At 64.6% G+C, this 25242-nt stretch carries 20 protein-coding genes; 6 read left to right on the forward strand and 14 right to left on the reverse strand.

All coding sequences use genetic code 11. The features are described from left to right. Positions 1-478: 478 nt before the first annotated feature. From ACOYYX_RS08610 to ACOYYX_RS08620, 3 genes are all read right to left on the reverse strand, one after another. Complete coding sequence (locus ACOYYX_RS08610) at positions 479-964, reverse strand: TraR/DksA family transcriptional regulator (protein WP_422929522.1); 486 nt, start codon at positions 962-964, stop codon at positions 479-481. Between the two features lie 903 nt (positions 965-1867). Next, on the reverse strand, positions 1868-3454 hold the full coding sequence (locus ACOYYX_RS08615; protein ID WP_422929523.1) for a hypothetical protein: 1587 nt from the start codon (positions 3452-3454) through the stop codon (positions 1868-1870). Next, entirely contained in the window at positions 3451-4803 is a 1353-nt protein-coding gene (locus tag ACOYYX_RS08620) for a hypothetical protein (RefSeq protein WP_422929524.1), read from the reverse strand. Before ACOYYX_RS08620 ends, ACOYYX_RS08615 begins: the two co-directional genes overlap by 4 nt. A 249-nt stretch (positions 4804-5052) precedes the next feature. Between ACOYYX_RS08620 and ACOYYX_RS08625 the strand changes: the two genes are divergently transcribed. Both ACOYYX_RS08625 and ACOYYX_RS08630 read left to right on the forward strand, forming a co-directional pair. Continuing rightward, positions 5053-6267: a lactate racemase domain-containing protein gene (locus ACOYYX_RS08625; RefSeq protein ID WP_422929525.1), complete on the forward strand. Its 1215-nt coding sequence runs from the start codon at positions 5053-5055 to the stop codon at positions 6265-6267. A 52-nt stretch (positions 6268-6319) separates the two neighbouring features. Beyond that, entirely contained in the window at positions 6320-7321 is a 1002-nt protein-coding gene (locus tag ACOYYX_RS08630) for a YgfZ/GcvT domain-containing protein (protein ID WP_422929526.1), read from the forward strand. Between the two features lie 32 nt (positions 7322-7353). On the opposite strand, the gene ACOYYX_RS08635 is transcribed toward ACOYYX_RS08630, so the two are convergent. Then, complete coding sequence (locus tag ACOYYX_RS08635; RefSeq protein ID WP_422929527.1) at positions 7354-7614, reverse strand: hypothetical protein; 261 nt, start codon at positions 7612-7614, stop codon at positions 7354-7356. Positions 7615-8000: 386 nt separating this feature from the next. After that, on the reverse strand, positions 8001-9152 hold the full coding sequence (locus ACOYYX_RS08640) for a Gfo/Idh/MocA family protein (RefSeq protein ID WP_422929528.1): 1152 nt from the start codon (positions 9150-9152) through the stop codon (positions 8001-8003). Between the two features lie 161 nt (positions 9153-9313). Between ACOYYX_RS08640 and ACOYYX_RS08645 the strand changes: the two genes are divergently transcribed. Beyond that, positions 9314-10945, forward strand: coding sequence for a CTP synthase (locus ACOYYX_RS08645; protein ID WP_422929529.1), 1632 nt, complete (start codon positions 9314-9316; stop codon positions 10943-10945). A 99-nt stretch (positions 10946-11044) separates the two neighbouring features. Then, positions 11045-12223, forward strand: a complete 1179-nt coding sequence (locus tag ACOYYX_RS08650) for an N-acetylglucosamine-6-phosphate deacetylase (RefSeq protein ID WP_422929530.1) — start codon at positions 11045-11047, stop codon at positions 12221-12223. Positions 12224-12239: 16 nt separating this feature from the next. Here the strand turns inward: ACOYYX_RS08650 and ACOYYX_RS08655 are convergent, their stop codons facing one another. The 5 genes from ACOYYX_RS08655 to ACOYYX_RS08675 all read right to left on the reverse strand — a co-directional run bounded on the left by ACOYYX_RS08655 (position 12240) and on the right by ACOYYX_RS08675 (position 16532). Further along, positions 12240-12377, reverse strand: coding sequence for a hypothetical protein (locus ACOYYX_RS08655; protein WP_422929531.1), 138 nt, complete (start codon positions 12375-12377; stop codon positions 12240-12242). 75 nt (positions 12378-12452) lie between these two features. Continuing rightward, entirely contained in the window at positions 12453-13307 is an 855-nt protein-coding gene (locus tag ACOYYX_RS08660; protein WP_422929532.1) for a DUF3179 domain-containing (seleno)protein, read from the reverse strand. Next, the gene (locus ACOYYX_RS08665) at positions 13304-15118 is read right to left on the reverse strand and encodes a CRTAC1 family protein (RefSeq protein ID WP_422929533.1); all 1815 of its coding nucleotides are present in this window, start codon (positions 15116-15118) and stop codon (positions 13304-13306) included. The genes ACOYYX_RS08660 and ACOYYX_RS08665 overlap by 4 nt, the downstream gene beginning before the upstream one ends. A gap of 32 nt (positions 15119-15150) precedes the next feature. Then, complete coding sequence (locus ACOYYX_RS08670) at positions 15151-15387, reverse strand: hypothetical protein (protein WP_422929534.1); 237 nt, start codon at positions 15385-15387, stop codon at positions 15151-15153. A gap of 113 nt (positions 15388-15500) precedes the next feature. Beyond that, complete coding sequence (locus ACOYYX_RS08675; RefSeq protein ID WP_422929535.1) at positions 15501-16532, reverse strand: DUF1559 domain-containing protein; 1032 nt, start codon at positions 16530-16532, stop codon at positions 15501-15503. 1646 nt (positions 16533-18178) lie between these two features. Here ACOYYX_RS08675 and ACOYYX_RS08680 point away from each other — a divergent pair. Both ACOYYX_RS08680 and ACOYYX_RS08685 read left to right on the forward strand, forming a co-directional pair. Continuing rightward, complete coding sequence (locus ACOYYX_RS08680; protein WP_422929536.1) at positions 18179-18814, forward strand: sigma-70 family RNA polymerase sigma factor; 636 nt, start codon at positions 18179-18181, stop codon at positions 18812-18814. Continuing rightward, positions 18811-22407, forward strand: a complete 3597-nt coding sequence (locus tag ACOYYX_RS08685; protein WP_422929537.1) for a protein kinase domain-containing protein — start codon at positions 18811-18813, stop codon at positions 22405-22407. Before ACOYYX_RS08680 ends, ACOYYX_RS08685 begins: the two co-directional genes overlap by 4 nt. Positions 22408-22432: 25 nt before the next feature. On the opposite strand, the gene ACOYYX_RS08690 is transcribed toward ACOYYX_RS08685, so the two are convergent. The 4 genes from ACOYYX_RS08690 to ACOYYX_RS08705 all read right to left on the reverse strand — a co-directional run bounded on the left by ACOYYX_RS08690 (position 22433) and on the right by ACOYYX_RS08705 (position 24888). Continuing rightward, positions 22433-22951 (reverse strand): GNAT family N-acetyltransferase, encoded by a 519-nt coding sequence (locus ACOYYX_RS08690; protein WP_422929538.1) that lies wholly within the window; start codon positions 22949-22951, stop codon positions 22433-22435. After that, positions 22948-23889: a rhomboid family intramembrane serine protease gene (locus ACOYYX_RS08695; protein WP_422929539.1), complete on the reverse strand. Its 942-nt coding sequence runs from the start codon at positions 23887-23889 to the stop codon at positions 22948-22950. The genes ACOYYX_RS08690 and ACOYYX_RS08695 overlap by 4 nt, the downstream gene beginning before the upstream one ends. A gap of 241 nt (positions 23890-24130) precedes the next feature. Beyond that, the gene (locus ACOYYX_RS08700; protein WP_422929540.1) at positions 24131-24505 is read right to left on the reverse strand and encodes an STAS domain-containing protein; all 375 of its coding nucleotides are present in this window, start codon (positions 24503-24505) and stop codon (positions 24131-24133) included. A 155-nt stretch (positions 24506-24660) separates the two neighbouring features. Beyond that, a complete protein-coding gene (locus ACOYYX_RS08705; RefSeq protein WP_422929541.1) occupies positions 24661-24888 on the reverse strand; it encodes a hypothetical protein in 228 nt (75 codons plus the stop codon). Positions 24889-25242: the final 354 nt, after the last annotated feature.

Raw genomic sequence — 25242 nt, forward strand, 5'->3', positions numbered from 1 at the left:
GAATGTTTGCGAAAAAAAATCGGGCTCGGATCCGTAACCATGCGAACGGCAGGCATTATCACAGATTCGGCATTCGCAACAGGAACCCATGAAATGGAAATACAAAGTCTCACCACAGATCCCATTCCACCTGCTTTTACACCAATTCTGAGGTCTATGGGTTAGCAAGGTTTCGTGCCGGTATTCGAGAGGAACCACAACGCGCCAGGGGGGAGTCCTCTTTCACGAACGAGAAGAAGCCGACAGAGATCCGCATCTCCTGGGAAGCGATTGGTCACGTCGGGCAATTAACGGCCAGAAACGCGTCTCAGTTTGATGACGTCGTTCTCAGTTTGAGAATCGAGAGTAAGTTCGGCCCCTTGCACATCAACGAGGACATGGGCGAAATGATCTGGCCTCGGAAAAAAGAGAAAGGCCGTCGGAATGTTTCCGACGGCCTTCGCGGTTCCAGGAGGATGGACCGAATGGACGGGCTGGATTAGCGGCCCGACTCGCTCAGGTCCATCTCGAAATCGCTGAGATTGATCTCGGAGTCGTGGTCATGATCGTCGCTGGGCTTGTCATAGATCTTGGCCCAGCGATGGTCGTCGACCCCGGAACCGAAGGCCTGGCCGTTCCGCTCGTTCTCGCGTTGGCAATCGATGCAGCTATTGGTGTAGGGCAGCGCATTCAGGCGAGCCTCTGCGATCTTACCGTTGCAATATTCGCATTTACCGTAATTCCCTTCGACGATACGCTGAAGGGCGTGCTCGATCTGGCCAAGTTCGCGGCTTTCAATCTCGACGAGCTGCGAAGAGATCTCATCGTTGGCGGTATCGACGGCAGCGTCGACGTTATCGCCGACGGTATTGAGTTTGGCGAACTCCCGGAAACTATCCATGTCCCCGTTGAGGGCTTTGCGGAGCGCATCGCGACGGGCGACCAGTCGCGAGTGAAGGCGGAGTAGGGAATCTTTGCGGGCCATGTTACACCTCCAGGTGTACGTCGAAGCGGATCAACGGTTCCCGAGATCGGACCGACGGACCCGCGGTTTTCGAAAGCGTTGTGACAAACCCAGTCTCGATTGGATAGTCACTCTTCAAATAGGATCCGGGATCAAACAATGATTGACCGGGTCGTCACCAACACCCCCAAAGGTCTTGGCGGAATCACAACCACCTCTTGGAGATCGTCAAACAGCGGTGGTTCGCGTCAAGTCTTCTAGCACATTATGCGCCACGAGCAAGAGGCTCACCGCTTTTCAGCGCTCTCCAGGGATAATACGTCGAACCGGGACAAAGGTTTGCCAGAAACAAAACGTTTTCGTCCCTCTTATCCCGATGACGCTTCCATCCGGACAATTCGACAAGAAAACCTGCCAAATTTGAACCCGATGGTTCCAGGAATGTCCCTTCTTTCCTGGAGTCATGCCCCCAACGATCCAAGCACTCTTGTATGGACTCCGGGTATTCTCGGGACGCATCGATCTGCAAATTGGACAAATTGACGATCGAAAAGTTCCCAAGGAATTCGTGGCGACTCAGGATTTTCCGTCCGCCCTTCACTCCGATCGCGATACCACCACTTGGACATGCTTCATGGACTTCAACAAGTTTATCCAGGCCACCTAGTCTTCCTTAATTCTCATCAGTTGCACTTTCATTTCTCAGGTTTCTCAAATCGTATCGTCGCCTGCCATCGGCTCGACGTGGCAGCCAGGGCCCTTGGCTATGAACCGACCATTCTGAGCGGTCACCTTATCCGCAATTCTCGGTGACCCCCAACCTCGCGGTATGGGTGGTAATGCCACGACTCTACACCACGAGGCGTGACGCTGCGTCACGCTCTGGTAAAGGACGCTCGTTCGCACACAAGACACGCCGAAGCCTCAGGGGCGGATGCTCGTACTCGACTTGGCCAGCGAGGTGTGGCTGATCACGGTGGGGAGGGTGTCCGAGCCCGAGCGTACGAAGTTGACGTACTGGCTCAGATTGCCGGAGGCATACACCCACTGCTCGATGAGCTGTCCCTGCGAGGCGGAGAAGATGATCCTGTTCGGCTTGCCGAGCAACGAGCGGACCTCCTGGGCGGTCTTCCCCTTGAGGGGCTGACGCCTGGGGGAGGCGACGACGGCGGGGGCCTCCTCGGTCGTCGCGGCGGACTTCGAGGCCGTCGCGTCCTTGGGGTTCGCGACCCACTCGTCGTTGACCTTGCGGAAGCCGCGACGGCGGAAGGCGTCGGCAGTCTCGCTCGATTGCGGGTCGATCTTCCAGGCGGCCTGGAGCAGTTCGATCGCGGTTGCCCGGTCTCCGACGAGGCTCTCGTACTGGCTCGCCAGCCCGACCCTCCCTTCGGCATCGGTAGGGCTCAGCTTGTGGTTGCGCTGGTCGTCGAGCCAGTCGCGCAGGAGGGCCTTGCCACGCTCGGGTTGGCGGAGCCGATCACTGTAGAGCTTGGCCAGAGTCTCGACCTCGCCGAGCCGGAGCGTGCCGAGCCCGGTGGAGGCCTCCTTGATGCCGACCTCGAGCAGTTGCTCGGCGATGGCCGGGCGGTCGGGGAGTTGCTTGGCCGCTTCCTCGGCGAGCGTAATGGCCTCCTTGGGGTCGGCCGCAGCCTGGCGGACAAGCAGCTCCTGCATGGTATCCGCCCAGAGACGGTGGTCGAACACGCCGCGAGCGGCGGAGGGGGCGGTGCGATAGCCTTCGGCGGGGTTCGTGCCGTACGTGGCCTCCCAGCGGCTCACGTCGACGTTATGGCCGGAGTTCGGCAGCGAAGCCTTGGGCAGCATTTCCTCGACGTCGGTGCGAAGCGACCTGAGGTCGTCCACCGACTTGGCGTCGCGCAGGCGGCGGCGGAAAGCCCTGTGGGCGAGGGCGGATGGCTCGGGCTCGGGAATTTCCCGGCTCCGGGCGCGTCGGGCCAGTTCGAGCCACTGCTTCGCGGGATCGGCCAGGGGTCGATCGGCCTCGATCCGGATTGCGTCCTGGAGCAGGGCGCGGCCTCGGGTCAGCAGTTCCTTGTCCTGGAAGTCGTGCCCACGCTTCTCCGCCCAGTTGGCCCAGGAGTTGCGCCTTTCGAAGTCGCCGGGGGAGAGGACGGCCACCCCCTGGTTCAGGCGGTCGATGTCCTTGGGCATCAGCTCGACGTTGGTCACGTCGCAGGCCCAGAGGTCCCCTTCTTTTTTGAGGACCCCCTGGAGCTTGACCGCCGGCGCGCCGGGCGATTGCTGGAAGCGAAGCTTGGGAGGCAGGCGGAAGGGCATCGCCGCGCGCTTCAGCCAGATCTCGTCGAATCCCTTGCCGGGATGGATCTGGAACCGCGCGACGCGGTCGTCGACGATGACCTCGCGGCCGATGAGCTCCGGGCGCTGGGTGAGCTCGCCAGGCTCGACGACGACGGGAGCCGCAGCCTGGACCCGGGACGAGGCGACCAATCCAAGCACGATGAGGGCGGTGGAGGCGAGCTTCCGGGTCATCGCGCATCCTCCTCGACGTCGACCTGCGTCTCGCCCGGCCAGCCGAACGACTCGAGCGCCTTGGAATGGGTCATGTAGACGCCGCTGTCGGGGTCGACGCCGAACAGCCAGTCGTTCCCGACGCTGTCCAGGCTCAACGAGCTGAGACGAGCCCCGAAGATGACGTGATCTCCCACCTTGCGTTTCGAATCCTCGAACAGGTGGAAGTGCGAGAGATCGAGACGACCCACTCGCTTCGACCCTTCCGATGTGGGGATGATCCGGTAATCGACCTCGTAGCGCCCCTCCTTGTCTTCTGGGGTGGCGACGATCACGGCGTCGATGATGATCGACCGCCCCTGATAGAGCGTGCCGAACTTGGAGTCGCGATCCTTCGGGTCGGCCGAGGCGTCGGCGAGGATTGATTCGAGCGAGTCGGGGACGAGGTTCGTGTATATAGCGGCCTCGCGAGCGCCCTGGCGGATGTCATCCGCACCCTCGACCTGGCCTCCCAGGGAATCGACGGCCCGGCTCGCTTCCGAGAGGTATTGCTGGGCCGAGTCGAACTGACCGGCGTCGAGAGCGGGGAGGCCTTGCAGCCGCCCTTCCTCGGCAATCCGGGGCAATTCCTGGAACCGCGAACGCCCCATCCGATAGGCGACGGTGCTCATGACGATGAGACAGACCGAGACCACGAGCAGCGGCAGTCGGTTGCGGAACGCCCAGGCCTTCAGGCGGACCGAGGCCGGTTCCACGACCTCGACCAGTTCCTCGGGCTCCGGTTGTCTTGGTCGACTCGGCCGGGCCTTGGCCGGAGCGGCGGCGGCAGCCGCGGGACGCTGCGCGGGGGCCCTGGGCTTCTCGACCGGCTGGGGAGCGGCGGGTTTCGGGGCCTTCGCAGCAGGCTTGGGTCGGGGATCGGCCGTCTCGGGGGCCAGGGCGTCGTCGAACTCGGGCTCGAAGGGAACCGGCAGGACGTCGGCGGTCTGGCTGGGCTGGCCGCCGCTCGAGGTTCCCGGCTCGTCGAGCCATTCGATCTCGCCGATGTCCTCGACGTCCACGCGGCTCGAGGCCGGCGGCGGGTCATTGAGGGTGATCGGGCCCTCGTCCACGCTCGGCCTGATGACGGTCGCGGCCTTCGGCATGCGCTGGTCGCCGGCGGCCAGGACCGGGGCGGGCAGGGGGCTCCGAGGCAGGACGAAGATCCCGGAGCCGCAAGTCGGGCACCGCAGGGCCTGATAGCCTTCCGTCCGCTCCCCGCGCAGGCGATGACCCTCGGGGCAGGCGACGTTGTAATACTGGACCTTCGCGACCGGTGCCGGCGCAAACCCTTGCAACAGACGCCGCGTGCGTTCGAGGAGGTTAGCCAAGCCTTGCCCTTCCCAAAACCTGGGTTTTGCTACGCCAGTGGCCGTTCCCGAGCGACTTGCGGCCATCGCGTTCCGACGAGATGACAACTGTCATGAATTATGGGGCAATCGCCCGAGATGGTCAACCGGCGCGGCTCGCAGCGCAACTTGACCCGCGCCGGAACCTCGCCCTATCATGACCGCAGCGGAAATTCTTCCCGTGGAACCGGATCGAATCCAACCAGGCAGCGGAAGGCAGCGATCATCGCCATGCAGCAGGTCTCAGTCTATTTCCAGGATGAGCGACTGGACCTGGACGTTCCCGAAGACAAGCTCGTGACGGACTGGAAGGGCCCCGGCGGGGTCGAGACGTCCGAATACCGGCGCAAGTTGCTCGAGGCCCTCGAATCGCCTCGCGACTACCCCGCGCTCCGGCTGGCCGTGGTCCCCGGCGACCGCGTCGCGATCGCCCTCGACCCGGAGATCCCCGAGGTCGAGGCCACGCTCGAAGTCGTCACCCGGATCCTGCGCGAGGCCGGGGTCGAGACCGGCGACATCAACGTCGTCGTCCCCCAGGATGCCAAAGGCAGAATCGCCCCGCTGGTCCCCGAGGGAGTCGTCTTGACCCCGCACGACCCCGACGACCGCGAAGGGCTCGCCTACCTCTCGGCCACGTCGAATGAGCGACGCGTGTACCTGAATAGGATCGTGACGGACGCCGATTTTGTGCTCCCGATCGGACGCCTGGGTTATGACCGAGTCTTCGGATACCGGGGCCCCTGGAGCGCGCTCTCGCCGGGCCTGAGCGACACCGACGCCATCAAGCGTTACCGCGCGATCGTCCACGACGAGCCGTCAACCCCGGAAAAGCCCAGGCCGCAACTCGCCGAGGCGGCCGAGGTTAGCTGGCTCCTCGGCAGCCAGTTCCACGTCGGGATCGTCCCGGCGGCCACCGGGGCGCTCGACGTCGTCGCCGGCCTCGAGTCGGCGGTCAGGGAGCAGGGCTCCCGCGCCGTGGATTCAGCCTGGCGATTGGAGGTCCCCGAGCAGGCGGACCTCGTCGTCGTCGGGATCGGAGCCCCCGGCCAGGCGGCCGACCTCGATCAACTCGCGGATGGGCTCGCCACCGCCGCCCGCCTCGTCCAGCGCGGCGGCAAGATCGCGGTACTCTCGAAGGCCCGTGGCGACATCGGCCCCGCCCTGAAACGCCTGATCGACGCCGACGACCCCAGGGTCGGCATCTCGGCACTCCGGGGCCGCGAGGCGGATCCCGACTATCCGGCGGCCGTCCGCCTGGCCAAGGCCCTCGCCTGGGCCGACGTCTTCCTCCACAGCGGCCTCGACCGTGACGTCGCCGAGGACCTGTCCATGATCCCGATCGACCGCCCCGAAGAGGTCAAGCGCCTCGTGGCCACGAGCGCCTCGTGCCTCTTCGTGAGCCAGGCCGACCAGGTCGAGGCCTCCGTCGACGACGAAAACGCTTGAGCTTGAACTTGAGCCCGACTCCGCCCACGCACTGAAACGCAAGGCTCCGAATATGACCGCGACCGCGACGTATCAGGCGCTCCTGAACGGCTATGGCATCGTCGATCGCTCCGACCGGGGACGGCTCGCCGTCTCAGGCCCCGACCGCGCGAAGTACCTCCACAACGTCACCACCAACGACGTGAAGAAACTCGCCGTCGGCCAGGGTCACGAGGCCTTCGTCACCAGCCTACAAGGCAAGACCCTCGGCTTCGTGACCCTGCTGGCCGAGGAGTCGCGAATCCTCCTCCGCACCGACCCGAACGCCCTCGCCGCGTTCTTGCCCCACCTCCGCAAGTATGGCGTCTTCGACGAGGTCGAGATCGACGACATCTCGGGAGAAACCTACGAACTCCACGTTTTGGGTTCGGGAGCCGAGTCCGCGTTGATCCATGCGGGCATCGAGGTTCCCCCGGCGGGCGAAGGTTCGCACGTCGCCGCGACGATCGGCGACGCCAGGATTCTGGTGGTCCGAGAGTCGCCCACGCGCCTGCCCGGCTTCACGCTGATCGGGCCCGCCGCCGAGGCGTCGGCTTTGATATCGAAGCTCCGCGATGCGGGGGAAGGGCTGGTGGAGGTCTTCGACGACGTCTTCGAGGGACTACGCATCGAGGCGGGGACGCCCCTCTTCGGCAAGGACCTGACGGCCGACAACCTGCCGCAGGAGCTCGGCCGCGACAGTCGCGCGATCAGCTTCGTGAAGGGGTGCTACCTGGGGCAGGAGACCGTGGCGCGCATCGACGCCCTCGGGCACGTCAACAAGAACCTGAAGGGCTTGAGGTTCGTCGATACCCAGGAGCCGGCGCCCGCGGGTTCGGAAATCCAGATCGACGGCAAGAAGGTCGGCACGATCACGTCGTCGACCGTCTCGCCGTCGACGGGTTGGCCCATCGCTCTGGGCTATGTCAGGGCGACCCACGCCCTGGAGGGGACCGAGGTCAACGTGGTGAGCCCTTCGGGGAATGTCGCGGCGGTCGTCCTCGACCTACCGATGCAGCTGGCGGAAAACGCCTGATCCCAGTCCTTGGCTTTCGCCTCGGTCCGGGATTATTCGAGCGGACGGAGGCCGTCCGGGGGGATGTTGGCGATCTGGAGGATCGTCTCGGGCGCGGTGGTCAGCCCCATGCCGGTCAGGACGAGGACCCCGTAAGGGGAGCCGCCGTCTCGACGGTTCTGCACGTCGCTGTCGGACCGCGTCAGTCGACCTCGGAAGGTCGTGCCGCCGTAGTCGACACGGACGAGGGGGCGGGGGGTGCCTTGCTCTTTGCGGATGGCAGTCAGGGTTGCGTGGCACTCTTCGAACGTCATCGGTATTCCTCCTGAAAACCGAAGATTGAGACCGCGGGCGAAGGCCGGCGTGGCCTTCCCTGTTCATCGCGGGTTGACCCAGGCGACCCCGTCGAGCGAGGGGTCGCATGCGACAAGCCCGATCATGGCCCGCCCGTGCCGATGGGTCAAGCCGGATTGGGCCAACGCACACTCGCCCCTATCGTATCTTGTTACGAAAGGGCCACTTGTGCATCTGATGATTTTTAGCCCCGCCACACGTATCGATCCGCAACGAAAAAACTCGTCGAATCCGGCCGCCGGGTTTGCGATTTCCGATACGCCGGGACGCGAAGAGGCCGACGCCCAAACGGGCGTCCGTTGACCTGGAACGAAGCCCGAACTCCCTGGTAAATCCAGGTTTAGACTCACTTCGCCTCGGCGAGGATCTCGTCCATGGTGACGACCCGACGCTCGTCGACGGCCTTCCGCACGAGGAGGGCGGTCAGGGTGGCGTCGCGGGCCTCCTTGAGGGAAATCGGCCCGGAGGTCACGCCCTTGGTCCGGATACCCTGAAAGAAGTCGGTGAGGGCGAGCCTCGTATCGGACTGATTGCCGGGGAAGAGGGACTGCCGGGGGCGGGCCTTGTCGCGGAAGGTGAGGGCCCCGCTGCCGAAGTCGAAGCCTCCGGCCGTCCCCATCACCTGGAGCGAGACGCCGGTGAAGTGGTCGTCGGCCGGGGCGACCCAGCTATGCAGGAACGAGACCTGGAACCCCTCGGGCCACTCGAGCTGGACGCTGTAGTGGTCGGTCACGTCGCGGCCCGGCTGCTGGCCGGCGAAGAGATCCCGGCGCCCCTGGCCATACGCCTTGAGCGGCAGGCCGCCGGCGATCCAGTTGAAGACGTCCCAGACGTGGACGGCCTGCTCGACCATCCAGTCGCCCGAGCGGTCGCGGCGGGCGAGCCAGTCGTCGTGCCCGTTCATCGGCCCGTTGCTGCTGACCCAGGCCGCACGCCCCTCGACGAGCGGTCCGAGGTCGCCGCGACGGATCAGGTCGACACCCGCGCGGAATCTCGGGTTCGACCGCCGCTGGAACCCGACCTGGACGAGGACCTCGGGGAAGCTCTCCGAAGCGGCGATCAACTGGTCGCAGCATTCGGCCGTGAGGGCGAGCGGCTTCTCGGCGTACAGGTGCTTGCCCGCGCGAATCGTCTCGCCATAGACCTCGGTGTGGAGATCGCAGGGTAGGGCGGCGAGGACGGCGTCGACGTCGGGTCGTTCGAGGACCTGCGACGGCCTCTCGAACGCCTCGGGACGCTGCCCCTTGGCCTTCTCAACGATTCCCTGGCCGCGATGGCGATGCCTGGATTCGGCGTCGCAGATCGCAAAGATCTGGGTGTTGGGGAGTTCGAGCGCGGTGCGGAGGAGGCTCGTCCCCCTCGTCCCGAGGCCGATGACGCCGAGGCGGATCGGGGACGAGTCGGCGAGGGCTTCCCCCGCCATCCCCTGGGTCAGGGCCAGACCTGCCGCGGCCGAACATCCGAGAAATCGACGGCGGTTCAAGGTAATGGGCGGCATTGCGGCCTTGGCTTCCTCGGTCCACGTTTCCGGAGAACGGATCGGGTCGAACCCCTCAGTATTGTAGACAGGTTCGGGGATTTTCGACAAGCGACCATGCTATACTGGGGCGGGCGTCGATCGCTGCGTCGCGATGACAGAGAGAGTGGGCAGGAAACACGATGGCGAAGCATATTTTCGTGACGGGCGGTGTGGTCAGCTCCCTGGGCAAAGGACTCACTTGCGCCTCGATTGGCATGTTGTTGGAACATCGCAATTTGCGGGTTCGGCTCCAGAAGTTCGACCCCTACATCAACGTCGACCCGGGGACGATGAGCCCCTACCAGCATGGCGAAGTCTACGTTTTGGATGACGGTTCCGAGACCGACCTCGACCTCGGGCACTACGAGCGGTTCACGAATGCTCCCCTGACCCGCGAATGCAACTACACGACCGGCAAGATCTACCTCTCCGTCATCCAGAAGGAACGCGAGGGGAAATACTACGAAGGCCGGACCGTCCAGGTCATCCCGCACGTCACCGATGAGATCAAGGCGGCCGTGCTCCGCCTGGCCGACGACGACGTCGACGTGGTCATCACCGAGATCGGCGGGACCGTCGGCGACATCGAGAGCCTCCCGTTCCTCGAAGCCATCCGCCAGTTCGCCCTCGAGGTCGGCCGCGAGAACTGCCTCTACATCCACCTGACGCTCGTCCCTTACCTCAAGGCGGCCGCCGAGCTCAAGACGAAGCCGACCCAGCACTCCGTCGGCGCCCTCCGGCAGATCGGCATCCAGCCCGACATCCTCATCTGCCGGACCGAGCACCCGATCAGCAGCGAAGACAAGGACAAGATGGCGCTCTTCTGCAACGTCGACCGCAAGGCGGTCATCGAGGAGCGCGACAAGGAATACAGCATTTATGAAGTCCCGCTGAGCCTCGTCAGCAACGGGCTCGACGAGATCCTCGTCAAGCGTCTCGGCCTCAAGAGCGCGGCGCTCGACATCACCGACTGGCGTGACCTCGTCGACCGCGTCCGCCACCCGGACCACGAGGTGACCATCGCCGTCGTCGGCAAGTACATGAAGCACCGCGACGCGTACAAGTCGGTGTACGAGTCGCTCGACCACGCCGGGATCGCCAACAAGTCCCGCGTGGTCGTGCGTCGGATCGAGGCCGAGGAGGTCACCGGCGGCGGTGCCGACGCGATCCTCGGCGGGGTCGACGGCATCCTCGTGCCGGGCGGCTTCGGCATGCGAGGCGTCGAGGGGAAGATCGAGGCCATCCGCTACGCCAGGAAGAAGAACATCCCGTTCTTCGGGATCTGCCTCGGGATGCAGTGCGCGACGGTCGAATTCGCCCGCAGCATGCTCAACCTCGACGACGCGAACAGTACCGAGTTCGACAAGTCGACCCAGAGCCCGGTCATCTCCTTGATGGAGGATCAGGCTTACGTCAACCAGCGCGGCGGCACGATGCGGCTGGGCTCGTGGCCCTGCAACCTGACCCCCGGCAGCCTCGCGCACAAGGCCTACGGCGCCGACCTCATCCACGAGAGGCATCGCCACCGCTACGAGTTCAACAACTCCTATCGGAAGGCCTTCGAGGAGAACGGCTTCCGCCTGACCGGCATGAGCCCCGATGGTTCGCTCGTCGAGATCATCGAGTGGCCCAACCACCCCTGGTTCCTCGCCGTCCAGTTCCACCCCGAGTTCAAGTCGAAGCCCACGAAGTCGCACCCTTTGTTCCGCGACTTCATCGCCGCCGCGCTCGAGCGTCGCGAGGGGAACCGCGCCGAAGCCGATTCCCGCTGATCCGAGTTCCTCGTCTTCATCCCCGCGGCATCTGATTGGAAATGATCGGGCCCACCGGGCGGCGTCGTCGACGCCCCCGTTGGGCCGGAGAGAACGTTGATGGACTTGGTCGCACGTCATTTTGCAACAGGGCGCTGGACGCGGTTCGAACTCGATGACGAGTGGATCGCGGCCGTCGAGGAACTCGAAGGCGCCGAGGATTTCGGACCGGACGACGATTGGGTGGCCCCCGCCTTCTGGGACATCCAGACGAACGGCCGCTGGGGCATCTCGTTCTCGTCGCCGGAACTCACCAGGGACCAGGTGGTCAAGATCGTCCGGGCCCAGGCCGAACTCGGGACCGCCCGGCTCTGCCCGACCCTCATCACCGCGCCGGTCGACGCCACCAAGCAGGCTCTGGAGACGATCGCCGTCGCGTGCGCCTCGGCCCCCGACGTCGCCGCCAAGGTGGTGGGCATCCACCTCGAAGGCCCCTTCCTCTCCGAGTTGGACGGCTATCGCGGGGCCCATCCCCGGGACGCGATCCTCGACCCGGACTGGGACCTCTTCCGCGAGTTCCAGGACGCCGCCGACGGCCGGATCGTCCTGACGACCATCGCCCCCGAACGTCCCGGATCGATCGAGTTCATCGAGCGTGCGGTCTCCGAGGGGATCGTCGTCGCGCTGGGCCACACCGCGGCCGACGGCCCGACCCTGCGCGCGGCCGTCGACGCCGGGGCCCGGCTAAGCACCCACCTCGGCAATGGCATCGTGGCGCAGTTGCCCCGCCACCCGAACCCGATCTGGGAACAGGCCGCGATCGACGGACTCTCCGCCTCGTTCATCGCCGATGGTCATCACCTCGACCCTTCGACGCTCCGCATCCTGACCCGGGCCAAGACCCCCGGTCGCACGATCCTCGTCAGCGACGCCAGCCCCCTGGCCGGCTTGCCGCCGGGACTCTACGGCGAGTGGGCCGTGGATGACTCGGGCAAGGTCGTCGTCTCGGGCACCCCCTATCTCGCCGGCGCATATCCGGGGCTCGAGGCGGGCCTCGAGATGCTGTTGAAGTCCACCGATTTCAGCCTGGCCGAGGCCATCGCCACCGTCACCGAGAACCCCGCCCGTTTGCTCGGCCGGACCGAACCGACCCTCGTCAACGGCGCGATGGCGAATCTCGTGGTCTTCAAGCACGACCCGAACGGAGGCTCCCCCTTCCGCCTCACCCGCTCCTACATCGATGGCCGCTGGGCCCTCCCCGGCAGTTCGAGTCAGCAAGGGAATCCGGCGCTGGATTGATGACCTTGGCAAATGATCAGTCCTTGCCGGTGACCTTCCGCACCTCCGCGGCGACGAGGGCACCCATCAAGGCATTCCCATAGCTGGAAGGATGGATCGCCGCCGGCCACGCGGTTCCGCTGAAGCCAGCTTCGCTCGCGATCGTTCCATCCAATTCAGTTCATGTGGATTCGATTTATCGAATGAAGATGCCTCATTCGAAGGTTCCGGAGTGATCGATCAAAGCCCGTCACTCAGTGGGGATGGGCTTCTTGCGATCGTTGCCCATGACGATCGTCGTCTTGGGCTCCTTCGCCTTCCAGTCGCTCCAGGGCAACGGCTTGGCCTTCAGGTAGGGAGCGGCCTGCTGCCCCTTGAGGGGCCCATTCACGCACTTGAGGCCATCGTCGCCGAGAAGCCAGAGGCTCTTGGTCTTCCGGTCATAGAGCAGGGGGCGATTTTCGCAGGAATACCCCGTGGTCCCGAAGGTGATCGCCGAGTGATCGATGGTGCGGTCGAACGCGATGGCCGACTGGGTCTTGCGGTCGTAAACGACGAGGATCGGCATCGAGCCATCCACATCATTGACCAGTTCGATCTTGGTGAGCAGGTCTTCGGGATAGGCCCTCGGCCCGTCCTTGAGGGAGAATCCGATCACCGCCTGACGACCCCGGAGCGTCCGCCCCTTCGAGGACTCTGGGGTGTCGATGATCGGGTAGTCGATGCCAGGGATCGAGTCGCGGCCGAAGCCTCCCTGGAGGCACTGGGTATCGAAGGCCGCGTCGGTGACGTCATAAGTGTCGACCTTCCCGTCCTCCCCCTTGGCGGCGAAGAGCGTCTTGCGGCCGTCCACGACGTCGTGGAAGTGGAGGGGCCGGTCGTTGTAGCTCCGGCGATAGTTCAGCCCCACGTAGCCGACCGGCACGGAGTCTTCCGACGCGATCGACTCGGATTGGAGCTTCTGGTACTCGGTCAGCAAATTCTTGCCGACCGCGAACCAGAGTGCGGCGCCCGCGCCGACGATCACGATCCCATAAACGGCGAAGCGTACGGGCGACCGGCGAGCCGGGGGCGCAGGGGCTGTGGACGGAGTGGGTTCGGTCATGGCTTGCGATCCAGATTGGTCAGGAGGCTTGTAGGCGCCGGACGAAAGGGGATGACGGAGGCGCCGCCGTCGTCTTGTCGGAGCGTGATGCGCGAGTCGGCCGGGAGGCCTTCGAAGCTGCTCGTCTTCCCGCCGGGCCAGTGGACGATCACCTTGTCGATGTGCGTGGCGTCCTTCAAACCGAAGTGCAGGGCCGCATCGGGCGCGGCGAGGAAGTTCCCTCCGCGTTTGACCTGGGCGTGCAGAGTCCGCCCCCCCGCCTGGAGTTCGACGCGGGCCCCGAGAGCCTCGACGTTAGGCCTTGGGCCGACGAGGCGGATCTCGGCCGAGTGTCGGGTGCGATTCCCCTCGTTGATGAGAACGCGGAGCGGCCCGTCCATCGTGGTCACGACGAGGTCGAGGTCGCCGTCGCCGTCGAGGTCGCCGGCCGCGGCCGATCGGCCTCCGCAGGCCGACGCCAGTTGCGGGCCCCAGGCACTCGTGGCGGGTTCGAAACGGCCGCCCCCCTTGTTCCTGAGGAAGACGGGGGGCTGGGCATAGTCGGAGTCGGGGACCTTGGGATAGACGTGGCCGTTGGCCTGGAAGATGTCAGGATGGCCGTCGTCGTCGAAGTCGGCGAGGATCACCGACCAGCCGACGAACCTGAGCGTGTTGACATTCACGTATGACCCGGACGAGACATCCTTGAACGAGCCATTGCCCAGGTTTTGATGGAGCCGCGACCCTTCGTGGCGGAAGTTGGCGTGGAGGAGGTCGAGCCGGCCATCGCCGTCGAAGTCGGCCGCGTCGATGCCCATGCTCCCCTCGGCGACTCCCATGCCGTTGACCGCGACCCCCGCCTCGAGCCCTTCCTCGCGGAATTTGCCACCGCCGAGGCCCCGGAAGAAGTGGTTCGGCTGGGTGTCGTTGGTCACATAAAGATCGGCGTTTCCGTCATTGTCGAAGTCGGCGAAGAGCGCGGCCATCCCCTTGCCGTCGGGCTTATCGAGGCCGGCGGAACTGGTGCCATCCTCGAAGGTGCCGTCCCCCTTGTTGCGCCAGAGGATATCGGGCTGGCCGGGCAGGGCTGTGGGGCCTCGGAAGACGTGGACGCCGGGGAGGTACTCGAGGGGCGGGGCAGGGTGGAGCGGGTCGGCTTGCAGGTAATTCGTGACGTAGAGGTCGGGCCAGCCATCGCCGTCGGCATCGCCCCAGGTGGTTCCGACACCCCAGTATGCGTCGCAGATCCCTGCATGTTTGGAGACGTCGATGAATCGGCCGTCCCCCTGGTTCTGCCAGAGGACGTCGGGGCCTTGCTGGGCGACGAAGACGTCGAGGTCGCCGTCGGCGTCGTAATCGGCCACGGCCACCGCCTGCGACCAGCCGGTGTACGTCAGGCCCGCGTCTCGGGTCTTATCCACCCAGCGCCCGGGCCCTTCATTGCGAAAGAGCCAGGGGCCCGCGGCCTGCCGCACAACACCATCGACGACCTTGCTGCAAGCGGTGACGAAGATGTCGAGGTCGTCGTCGTTGTCGAAGTCGAACAGGGCGACCCCTGAGCCGAGCGAGTCGTGGATCGACTCCTTCCCGGGGCTCCCGCAAGGGGTCACGATGTCGAGCCCGTAGTCGCGGGCCCGGTCGACGAACCAGGGGCCGCTCGCCGGCTTGGGGCGGCTCGAGGCCGGTTTGGTCCCCACGGCGTCGGCCTGACCCGAGCCGCAACCCAAGCCGCAAAGGCCCAGCATCACCACGCCCAGCCAGGCCAGTGCGGCGGGATGGTCGAGCCCAGGGAGCGGCCTCGCCTGGCCTTCGTGGCGCTCGGAGCGTGTCATGCCAAAGGCTCCGCGTGGACCCGACCCGGTGATTACTTCTTGCCCTTCTTCTTGGGAGCGTTCCCCTTCTCGAACGACTTGGCCCCGTATTCTCTCATGATGATTTTCTCGCGTTCCCCCTTCACGGCCTTGAATTCTTCCTGATTCAACTGGGGAGGAGCCGACTCGCCGCAGCCCTGGCTCGTGATCGCGATCAGGGAGGCCGCGATGAGCGAAGGCGCCGAGAGGTAGGCGGAGGCTTGGGAGAGGCGTGGGCGAATCAGTCTCATGCCGATATCCTTCCGGGACAGACGAGTCATGGCCTGGCAGACGGGCGCAAGGGCCCGACCGGCCGGGGCGACGGCTCGCCCATTGCGGCCGGACCGGGCTTTTCAGGAGGACCTCAGTACGAGTCGGCGGAAATGACCTCGCCTCCGGCCCTGGTGCCGAGGGCGAGCCAGACCGTCTGGTTGACCGACTCCTTGAAGAACTTGACGCTGCCGTCGCAGAGCACGGCGTTGGCGCCGCCGGGGTGGTAGCTCGACGCCGGCTTCATGATGTACCACCAGCTGATGCCGTCCATCGTGCAGCAGGTCTTGTTCGGGGTCCGGATGGTATTGAACCAGTTCCGCCACATGCTGCCTTCCATCCAGGGGTAGCCCTTGTAGCGCCAGCCGCCGTCCCAGGGGATCGGGCCGGTCGTCCAGCTGATCGCGTTGCACTGCTGGATGACCTGGTTCATCTGGTCGGCCGTCGCGCCCGAAGGCCCGGGGGTGATGCCGCTTATCGTGTAGCAGTCGGACACGCGGGTCCTCTGCGCGCCGGTGTTGCCCATCGGCCCGAGCGCGACCTCGGCGTTCAGCAGGGTGTTGCTGGATCCGTCGGTGATCGCCGCCATCGAGATGGTCGTGGCGCGGAAGGGGGAGACGGTCGAGTCATCATCATAGGTACGACCGACCACGCCGTCCCACGACGCGAACCGGGGCCACCACGAGCCGGCATTCCATGCGTAGCTCGCGCCCCAGAAGTTGTAGCCGTCGTTGTTGTTCTCGGTGTAGATCTCGGACGGGCAGACGTAGGGGCCCACGCGGGTGCGGCCCGCCGTCAGGGTCGACGAGTCGGTCCAGATCCAGCGATTGGGGTTGTTGAAGTTGATCGCGTTGTAGATCGGGTTCTGCTCCATGAAGGGCAGGATCGCCGTATTCGGGTTGAGGGCGCCCGAGTTCTCGCCCGGCGGGATCACGTTCCACGTGTCCATATAATTGTGCGTGGCCAGCCCGATCTGCTTGAGGTTGTTGACGCACTGGGTGCGCCTGGCCGCTTCGCGCGCCGACTGCACGGCGGGGAGCAGCAGCGCGATCAGGACCGCGATGATCGCGATCACGACGAGGAGCTCGATGAGCGTGAACCCTTTCGGCCGGAATCTTGCTCGCATGATGATACAACGCTCCAATCGGAGAAGGGCGATTTGGCCGTCCCGGGGGGACGACGCGGGGAGGGGGAGAGGTGGTGTGGCGACGAGGTCTGCCATGGAACCTTGCTTTCTGCAATGGGGCCGTGACCATCCCTCGATATGGCAACCGGGCCGGGGCTCCGCCCGGGCCGCTCGCATTCGAAATCGATCGTCCGGATCCGTCGGCCGACGTACCCGGCAGGCATGAACGTGCGTGCGAACCTCCAACGACAAGGTCAGCGACCTCGGGGCGTGGAGCAATTCAGACTCACGAATGAACTCGTCTTGGATGCGACTGCGAAAACGCGATCGTGATCGGATCTCCCGGTGAGGTACGCCCAAGATGGGCGGGGAGAGTAACCGATGGGTGGAAGAAATCATCCAATTCCAGGGCCGCCAAGCCCGAGGAGGGGCCCGGCCCAAGGTCGGCGTGGATGGGTCGCGAATGTGGCCAGCCGCGACTCACCCCCGTCGGCTTTGTTTATCCGAGGGATTATATCCAATGTCAAGAGAGCAGGCGGGCGCCTTCTCGAAATTTCGTCATCCCATCATGAAGTAAGGGGGATTGAATTCGAGTGCAACATCCATCGGTGACGAGAGATCCCCGGACGAAGGTATTAGAATCGGGGATCGATCTTCTAATGATTTAGGGTTCACAATTTCAGCATATGACTCGTGGATGCCTCGCGTCGAGATCGACGCAGGACCCGATGTCCGCTAATCGGCAGGCCCTCCCCATCGACCCTGTCGGGCCGGTCCTCCGGGCACAGGCATGCTCTCCGGCGTGACTCTCGCTTGCCGGCGAAGCCGGCCGGGGATTTCACTTTGACTGGGGGCTATTCTTGTTCTAAGAACTCGCTGGAGAACTACCCACATCACGAGGCCGCGACCTCCGGATGAGGATGGCGGCCCATTCGCATTCAATTGCTCGATTCCATCGATCGATGGGGATTTTCTGGTTGCAACGATTCGCCATTGTGTGCTTGTATGGGTATGAAGTTGTAGGTTTCGCGCGAGGTCCTGAATTATCGATCAGACTCGCCGGACCGTCCCAACGGACCGTCCCAATAGGATGAGATTCGTTATTTCGACGATCATCACGCCTGTTATGGCTAGTTCATTCGTGCGAAATCGAAGAATCGTCCCGGGGCGGCTCGGATAGGTCTTTGAAACTTGTCGCAGACGCCTACTGGATCGTAGCGGTTGCCAGGCGTTAAACTCTTCCTGTACCCTTTTCGGCCCCGACACGGCCAATCTCGAAAGTCGAGTTGTTTCGGCAAAGGCATCTCGCGACAACTCTCTCGAGGCGCATGCCGGTCCGAGATGCCTCGATGGGTGCAGTCGATCCTCCTGGATTCCAGCTACATCACCGATTTCGCCGCCCCAGCCTCCTCACGAGTTCGATCGAATTCACTAGCCGCGACCCCAATCGTCACTCCGGTAGAATCCGGTAGAAGTGGCCCGTCCTTGACCTCGAAAAGTGCAAACACAACCCGTTCGGATTCGGCAAGACTTCGGATCATCGTCGAAGAGAAGCATTGAACGTGGCTCATGGAACCGAGCAAAGGCATTGAACTGATACTGAGGCGTTTCGCCCTCCGCAGGGCCCGCCGAGGAGTTTCATCGCGATGCTGACGTCGGACGAGGCCTCGCAAGGTAAGGCCCTGGGTAAGACCGATACGGAAATCGATCGGGATTGTCAGAGCCTGCTCGAACGCTATCGACGCCAGATCCGCGGCATGGTCGTCGCGCGGCTCGATCGCCGCCTGGCCTCGCGCGTCGATGCCTCGGACGTGGTCCAGGATGTCTTCGCCGACGCCTATCGAGGGTTCTCCGACTACGCCCGGACCCGCCCGATCCGGTTCTATCCCTGGCTCCAGCAATTCGCGAAGCAACGCCTCAGCAAACTCCACCGCGATCACCTGCGTTCCGCCAAGCGGAGTCTCCTACGCGAGCAGGCCCCCCTCGACCCGGGTGCGGCGACCGGAGAACCGGCCGCCTTCGCCATGCCCGTCGATCCGGGGACGAGCCCCAGCCAACACGCCGAGAAGAATGAGGAACGCAGCCGGATCCTCTCCGTGCTCCAGGGCCTCCCCCCCTCGGATCGCGAAGTCCTCGAGCTGCGGTACGTCCACGGGCTCTCGTTCCCGGAGATCGCCCTCAAGCTGGGCCTGGGCGTGAGCGCGGTGAAGATGCGCCATTTCCGCGCCTTGAATCAGATCTCCACGCGACTCGACCCTTCTTCGGACGCGCCAATGTCATGAACGGGCTGGATGGCGGCGACCTGATCTCGCTCGACGCCCTCTCCAACGCGGAGTGGGTCGCCGACCTGGTCGACCGCTTGCAGCGGTCGGAGCAGGTCGATTTCGAACGATATATCGCCGAGAATCCGGACCGAGGGACGACCCTGCGTCGGATCCTCCCGGCCCTGCAAATGCTGACGCGCCTGGCCGACGACGAGGATGGATCGGCGAATCCCCGGGAAGTTGCGGAGTCGATCGTCCGAGTGGGAGACTACCAGACGATCCGGGTCCTGGGCCGCGGCGGCATGGGGATCGTCTACGAGGCGCTCCAGATCTCGCTGAACCGTCGCGTCGCCCTGAAGATCCTGCCGACCATCTCGGCGGCCGACCCTCGCCGCCTGAGGAGGTTCCACATCGAGGCCCAGGCCGCGGCCTGCCTCCAGCACCCCCACATCGTCCCCGTCTATAATGTCGGCTTCGACTCGGGGATCCACTACTTCGCCATGCAGTTGATCGACGGCCGGACGCTCGCCGAATTGATCCGCGGCCAGGGCGCGGACGGGGTCGACCCGGGCGCCAACTCGGCCTTCAAGTTCGCGCTCGACAAGACGCTGATCAACTTCTCGTCCGACCCGTCGATCCCGAGCCCAAGGGACGACTCGCCCGGGGCGGACCTCGACGACACCGGGCTCGGCCGGACCAGGACGACGCTCCTGAAACTGAAGCAGTCGAGCCGCACGAGGTCCTCGTTCCGCGCGATGGCGGAACTGGGGCGTCAGGCGGCCGAGGCGCTCCAGTTCGCCCACGAGCAGGGGATCCTGCACCGGGACGTGAAGCCATCCAACATCCTGATCGACGACTCGGGTTGGCTCTGGATCGCCGACTTCGGCCTGGCTCGGATCCCCGGGGATGCGGAGCTGACCGCCTCGGGAGACATGCTGGGCACCCTCCGCTACATGAGCCCCGAGCAAGTCCTGAACCCCAAAGGGGTGATCGACCATCGCACGGACGTCTATTCGCTGGGTGCGACCCTCTACGAGATGATCACGAGGCGACCGGCCTTCGCGGAGGATGACCGCCTCCAGTTGATCCGCCGGATCGTCGAGGACGAGCCGAAGCCCCCGCGCCACATCGACCCGGCGATCCCGCGCGACCTCGAGACGATCGTCCTGAAGGCGATGTCCAAGGATCGGGCCGAGCGGTATCCGACCGCCAACGCCCTGGCGGCCGACCTGCTGCGGTTCGTGGAACGTCGTGCCATCCTCGCACGCCCACCCCGCCTCCGAGACCGCCTGGTCAAGTGGGGCTGGCGGCACCAGACGGCCGCGATGATGATGATCACGGCCGTGCTGATCGGTGGCGCGTTGCTGGGCGCCGCGATCTCGTGGCGGTATCGCCTGCTCCGCCAGCACACCCGCGAGGTGGAATTCGCCCTGAGGTTGGCCGAGAAGCACGCCCAGGCCGCCAATGAGGAGCGCCTCAAGGCCCAGCATCACGAGTGGTCGACGCGACGATTCCTCTACGGCTCGCAGATGAGGCGCGCCCAGGAAGAGGCCTCGTCCGGCCGCCTCGAGTTCGCCCAGGAGATCCTCGAGGGACTCCGGTCACGCCCCGGCGAGGCCGATGCCCGCGGGTTCGAGTGGAACTACCTCCACCGGCTCTGCCACCGGAAACTCTCGACCCTCTTCGGCCACGCCTCGCCGGTCTACTGCATGGCGCTTTCTCCCAACGGCAAGATCCTCGCCTCGGGAGATTACGACGGCACCCTCATCCTCTGGGACCTCCCCAACTGGAGACAGCTCTCGAACGAACGCGCGCATCGGACATCCATCGCGGGCGTGGCCTTCTCGCATGATGGCTCCTCCGTCGTCTCCTGGACTTCGGGGGCGACCTCCGGTGATCAGGCTGCGTTCTGGGACGTGAAGACCGGGGATAAAAGGCTCGAGTTGCCTGAGATAGAGGGAGGAATCATCTCCATCGCCTTCGCACCCGGCGACTCCGAGCTCGCCATGGTGGTCGGCAAGGGGGGTGAGTCGAAGGGCGAGCTGCGCTTCTGGGACCTGAGCCACGGCCTCGACGCGATCCGGCTCAAACCGGGCGGCATCGCCGTCGATGCCATCGCCTACTCGCCGGATGGGCGTTGGCTCATCTCGGCCACGGAGAAGGGCATCATCGAGCAGCGGGACGCCCACACCCACGAGATCGTCCGCACCTTGGGTCCGTCCATTTCGAGCCGCGGCAAGGGCCTTCGCGCCATCACCTTCACCCCGGACAGCGAGTCCATCCTGACGGCCACGGCGCAAGGGATCACGCGCTGGGAGGCCGAGACGGGACGGGAGATGGCCTTACTGCCGATCGCGAACGCCGTCTCGATCGCCGCCTCGCGAGGGACGAACGTCGGTGAGAAGAAGCAGGCCGCGGGCGGCATGTCGAGCCCGGACCAGCCAGGCGAGCTCCGGCCCTGGCACCTCTCGAACCAGGGGAGTCCCGGGAACTTCGGGTTCGCCTCGCCCTCGGGTCGGGGAGGGTTGCTGGCCGTCCGTCGCCTCGATGTCCCGCTGACGCTCTGGGAACTGGCGACCGGTAGCAAGGCGGACCAATTCCCGGATCGGCTGCGCGATCGCGGGAACGTTCTCTTCGACCGCACCGAGAGGTCCGTCTTCTTCGGCGGCGACGACGGGCGGATCCGCAGCTGGCACATCATCGAACGGCCCGAGCCGTCATTGGCACTCCCGGGACACTCGGGGGAGGTCTGGGGCCTGGCTTACTCGGATGACGGCAATACCCTCCTCTCCTCGGGCGACGATGCATTGATCCGGCTCTGGAACCCTCGGACCGGCAAGGCCATGGGGGTCTTGCGCGGGCATGATTCCCTCGTCAGCTCGGTGGCCGTTGCGCGGGGGGGGCAGATCGTGGCGAGCGCGGGGTTCGACAATACGGTCAGGCTCTGGAGACTCCCCGAGGGGGACCAGATCGCCGAATTGAAGGGGCATGAGGATCGAATCCGGGCCGTGACCTTCTCGCCCGATGGCCGTTACGTGGCCTCAGCCGGCTCCGACAACAGCGTGCGAGTCTGGGAGGTTAACAGCCTGGAGCAGCACTGGATCCACAACAGACACACCCAGGCCGTCCGGGCCCTTGCTTTCGACCGTTCGGGCTCGCTGCTTGTCTCCTCGGGCGACGATCGCACGATCCGGGTGACGCGACTCATCGGGGGAAGCGAGGTGAAGTCGATCCCTTGCCCGAACCGGCATACCGCGCTCTCGTTCTCGCCCAACGGCAAGTTCCTCGCCTCGGGGGACGACCGCGGATATATCACCCTCTGGGACACGGAGAAGTGGGAGCAGGAGAAGTCGTTCAAGGGGGCCGACGCCGAGATCTTCGGCATCGCCTACTCGCCCGACGGCCAGACCCTCGCCACCGGCTGCGGCGACACCAAGGTCCGCCTCTGCGACCCGTCGACCGGGCTCGTCACCTTGCTCCTCTCCGGCCACTCCCAGCGCGTGAACGCCGTGGCCTTCTCCCCCTCGGGAGACAGCCTGGCGACCAGCGACCATGAAGGGATCATCCGCCTCTGGCTCGGACCGAAGGGCGAGGAATCGCCGTTCGAATGAGCCTTGAGGAAAGAGCACGATCCGATCAGGCCCGGCTCGAATCCTCGGATGACGCCTTCGAGCGCTCGAGCCAGAGCTCTTCGTAAACGTGATAGCCGCCGGGCCGCATCCCGAGCGCCGCGTAGGTCGACTGGGCTCGTTGGTTCTCAACCTCGACATAGAGGCGAAGGCCGATGACGTCGTCCGACGCCAGGGCGATCTCGCGGATGTGCCGGTAGAGGGCCCGGAAAACGCCTTGAGAGCGATAGTCGGCATGGACGTAGACGCTCTGGAACCACCAGAGCCAGCCGTTCCGCCAGTCGCTCCACTCGAGACTGATCGCGGCCTGGCCGACGACCGGGCCCCCCTCGCCGATCTCCGCCACCCAGTATCGGAGCCGGTTCGGCTCGTTCAGGGCAACGGTGACTCCACGCGTGAGAATATCGATGTCCAGCCGCTTCCCCTCGGTCTCCTCGGCGAGCCTGGAGTTGAACGAGACGATGGTCTCGCAGTCTCCGGGCCGCGCGTCTCGGATCAAAAGCGGGCCCGTGGGAGGAGGGCTCAAATCCGATCACTCCGACGGTTCTGGGCGCGTCGGCTGGCCTCTTGCAGGAAGCGGTTCTCTTCCTCGGTGAGCTTGCCCCGACCTTCGCGAGCGATCTTGGCCAGGACCTCATCAAGTCTGGCGTCGAGCTGTTCCTCGGTGACGACCGCCGTACCCGAAGGCTTCGACGCCGTCGCGGGGTCGGGCGACCAGGTCGGCCCGGATTGACGGACCGAGGGCTTTTCACGAGGCTCGGGCATAATCACCCGGAGCTTCGGGCGCCCAACGCGACCGCTGATTAGTCGCGTCCAGCGGAGGTCGAAATGTTTGTAGAGGTAGCCGTACGTAGCACCCGTGAGATGTGCAGCGACAGCAGTTCCAGGACCGCCCATCGAACCGCGGGTCAAGAATTCCCAGGCATCACGAGACAGGAAGAGAACAACAACTAGCCACGTCTGAACAGGTAAAACGAAAAAGAGGAGCATTTCCCGATGCGGATAATAAAGAGCATACAGGACGACGATTGACATCACCGCCCCTGATGCCCCAACCATTGGGAAATGTTGGACATAATGAGAGATGAGAAAATAATCAGCTATCGCCCATCCCAGGGTGCTGATTATTCCTGCGCTAAGATAAAGCGCGGTGAAATTGATGGTGCCGTAGAAGGATTCCATCTCGCGGCCCACGAACCAGAGGAACAGCATGTTCCAAAGGATGTGAGAGAAGTTGGCGTGCAAGAATGTTGCGGTGAGGAGTTGCCAAACATGACCCTGGCGAAAAATCTCAAAGCTTCTCGCTTCGAGCATTCTCTCAAGGGGAGAATGGGCATTTGAGTTGGTCAGAAGAAAAACGATGACGTTGATCAGGATGATGGTTTTGCATGCCGGCGCGACGCCGGAGAACCAGCCCGATCCACTCGTCTCGTCTCGATAGTATTCGCGGTCAGAGATACCCATGCTCGCTCCAGCGAACATTGCGCTCCGCGATGATAGGCAGAGAGGGCCCGCTCAATACGGCTCCTATCCTCATCATCGAACACGCACTCGGCACTGTCAACGGGTAGTGAATGCGTATTTGCGGGACGAGACGCGGAGAGACGGCCACGCGAGCTTGGGCGTTCCACTTCGTCGAGCAACGAGGTCGACCCGGGCCACCCGTCCGCGGGACCCGATCGACCGAGCTTCATTGATGAATCGGTCAATCCGCCAGCAGCGCTTCCATGGCTTCCCCGCGCGAGGAATAGATCGGCCAGACGATATCGAGCGATGTCACCCGCAAGAGTTCTCGGGCATGAGCCGAGACCCCGGCGAGGGCCATCATCCCGCCTCGTGCCTGGACGAGCTTCCAGCACCGCAAGAGCAGCGCCAGGAACATCGACCCGAAGTAATCGACCCGGCTGAGGTCGAAAACGACGAGGGGATTATCCTGGTGGCGAAGGGGTTCCATGATCAGGGCGGCCGCCTGCTCCTCGAGCCCGAATTCCAGCCGCTCGAGCGCGGGCGTTGCCGAGATCAGCGTCAACTCACCGTGGATTTCGATGGTGAACGCGTCTTGAGCGTGCGGGGTGTTCATCAGCGATGGTCCGAGAGCCCCTGGCCGCTCGAACGGCGGCAGGTTTCGACCCCGCCTAGGGTAGAACCTGAGCGGGTCGCCAACAAGGTCAATCTCCCGGAATCGCCATGGTCGGAGCCCTTCCCGGCAGCTTCGACCGGGACGGGCTTGCCAAATCAGGCCGAAGGACGGCAGTTCGAGAAGGCCCGAATGACTTCGTAAAGGTCTTTGGTGACCAGGAGTTGGTCTTCCTCGAAGTCGCGCAGCCAGACGTAATTGTCGCGATAGGCTTGCGCGAGCAGAGGATACAGATCCACGAGCCGGATCGGAATGGCGGGGACGTGCTCTTCCTCGTGGGCGTCTTCTTCCGGGCGAGGGAACACGCGCAGTCGTGCGGTGGCCATTCGGATTTCCTCCTCCGTGCGCTCTGGTCGCGGGCCGCTCGGAAACCCGACGAGAGGGGTTTGTCCGAGGCCGCGGCCTGATTTGAGGCGATCGAGAACGGGCGTGGGGGCTCGATGCGAGGGTTCCGCGCTTGCTCCGTCTTATCCCCCAACGTAGGGATCGGCCGGGAAGGGGGCGGGGCATTACTGATTTCTTCGAGACTTTCTCGCGCCGGGCGAGACCACACGTTTCGGCCTGCCTTCAGGCGAGAGCGAGGCCCGTGGGGGAGAAGGGAAAGAATCGATCCGACCAGGGCGTTGCGTTACGGGAATCCGACGGAAACAATTGGCGGCCGGCGCATATTCCGACATCCT

Source organism: Singulisphaera chitinilytica (genome assembly GCF_049331405.1).
Lineage (GTDB): Bacteria > Planctomycetota > Planctomycetia > Isosphaerales > Isosphaeraceae > PoT.

Excerpts from the sequence above, each read along its gene's own strand:
- ACOYYX_RS08610 (WP_422929522.1), bottom strand. The coding sequence starts at position 964 with ATGGCCCGCAAAGATTCCCTACTCCGCCTTCACTCGCGACTGGTCGCC.
- ACOYYX_RS08615 (WP_422929523.1), bottom strand. The coding sequence starts at position 3,454 with ATGACCCGGAAGCTCGCCTCCACCGCCCTCATCGTGCTTGGATTGGTC.
- ACOYYX_RS08625 (WP_422929525.1), top strand. The coding sequence starts at position 5,053 with ATGCAGCAGGTCTCAGTCTATTTCCAGGATGAGCGACTGGACCTGGAC.
- ACOYYX_RS08630 (WP_422929526.1), top strand. The coding sequence starts at position 6,320 with ATGACCGCGACCGCGACGTATCAGGCGCTCCTGAACGGCTATGGCATC.
- ACOYYX_RS08635 (WP_422929527.1), bottom strand. The coding sequence starts at position 7,614 with ATGACGTTCGAAGAGTGCCACGCAACCCTGACTGCCATCCGCAAAGAG.
- ACOYYX_RS08640 (WP_422929528.1), bottom strand. The coding sequence starts at position 9,152 with ATGCCGCCCATTACCTTGAACCGCCGTCGATTTCTCGGATGTTCGGCC.
- ACOYYX_RS08645 (WP_422929529.1), top strand. The coding sequence starts at position 9,314 with ATGGCGAAGCATATTTTCGTGACGGGCGGTGTGGTCAGCTCCCTGGGC.
- ACOYYX_RS08650 (WP_422929530.1), top strand. The coding sequence starts at position 11,045 with ATGGACTTGGTCGCACGTCATTTTGCAACAGGGCGCTGGACGCGGTTC.
- ACOYYX_RS08660 (WP_422929532.1), bottom strand. The coding sequence starts at position 13,307 with ATGACCGAACCCACTCCGTCCACAGCCCCTGCGCCCCCGGCTCGCCGG.
- ACOYYX_RS08665 (WP_422929533.1), bottom strand. The coding sequence starts at position 15,118 with ATGACACGCTCCGAGCGCCACGAAGGCCAGGCGAGGCCGCTCCCTGGG.
- ACOYYX_RS08670 (WP_422929534.1), bottom strand. The coding sequence starts at position 15,387 with ATGAGACTGATTCGCCCACGCCTCTCCCAAGCCTCCGCCTACCTCTCG.
- ACOYYX_RS08675 (WP_422929535.1), bottom strand. The coding sequence starts at position 16,532 with ATGCGAGCAAGATTCCGGCCGAAAGGGTTCACGCTCATCGAGCTCCTC.
- ACOYYX_RS08680 (WP_422929536.1), top strand. The coding sequence starts at position 18,179 with ATGCTGACGTCGGACGAGGCCTCGCAAGGTAAGGCCCTGGGTAAGACC.
- ACOYYX_RS08685 (WP_422929537.1), top strand. The coding sequence starts at position 18,811 with ATGAACGGGCTGGATGGCGGCGACCTGATCTCGCTCGACGCCCTCTCC.
- ACOYYX_RS08695 (WP_422929539.1), bottom strand. The coding sequence starts at position 23,889 with ATGGGTATCTCTGACCGCGAATACTATCGAGACGAGACGAGTGGATCG.
- ACOYYX_RS08700 (WP_422929540.1), bottom strand. The coding sequence starts at position 24,505 with ATGAACACCCCGCACGCTCAAGACGCGTTCACCATCGAAATCCACGGT.
- ACOYYX_RS08705 (WP_422929541.1), bottom strand. The coding sequence starts at position 24,888 with ATGGCCACCGCACGACTGCGCGTGTTCCCTCGCCCGGAAGAAGACGCC.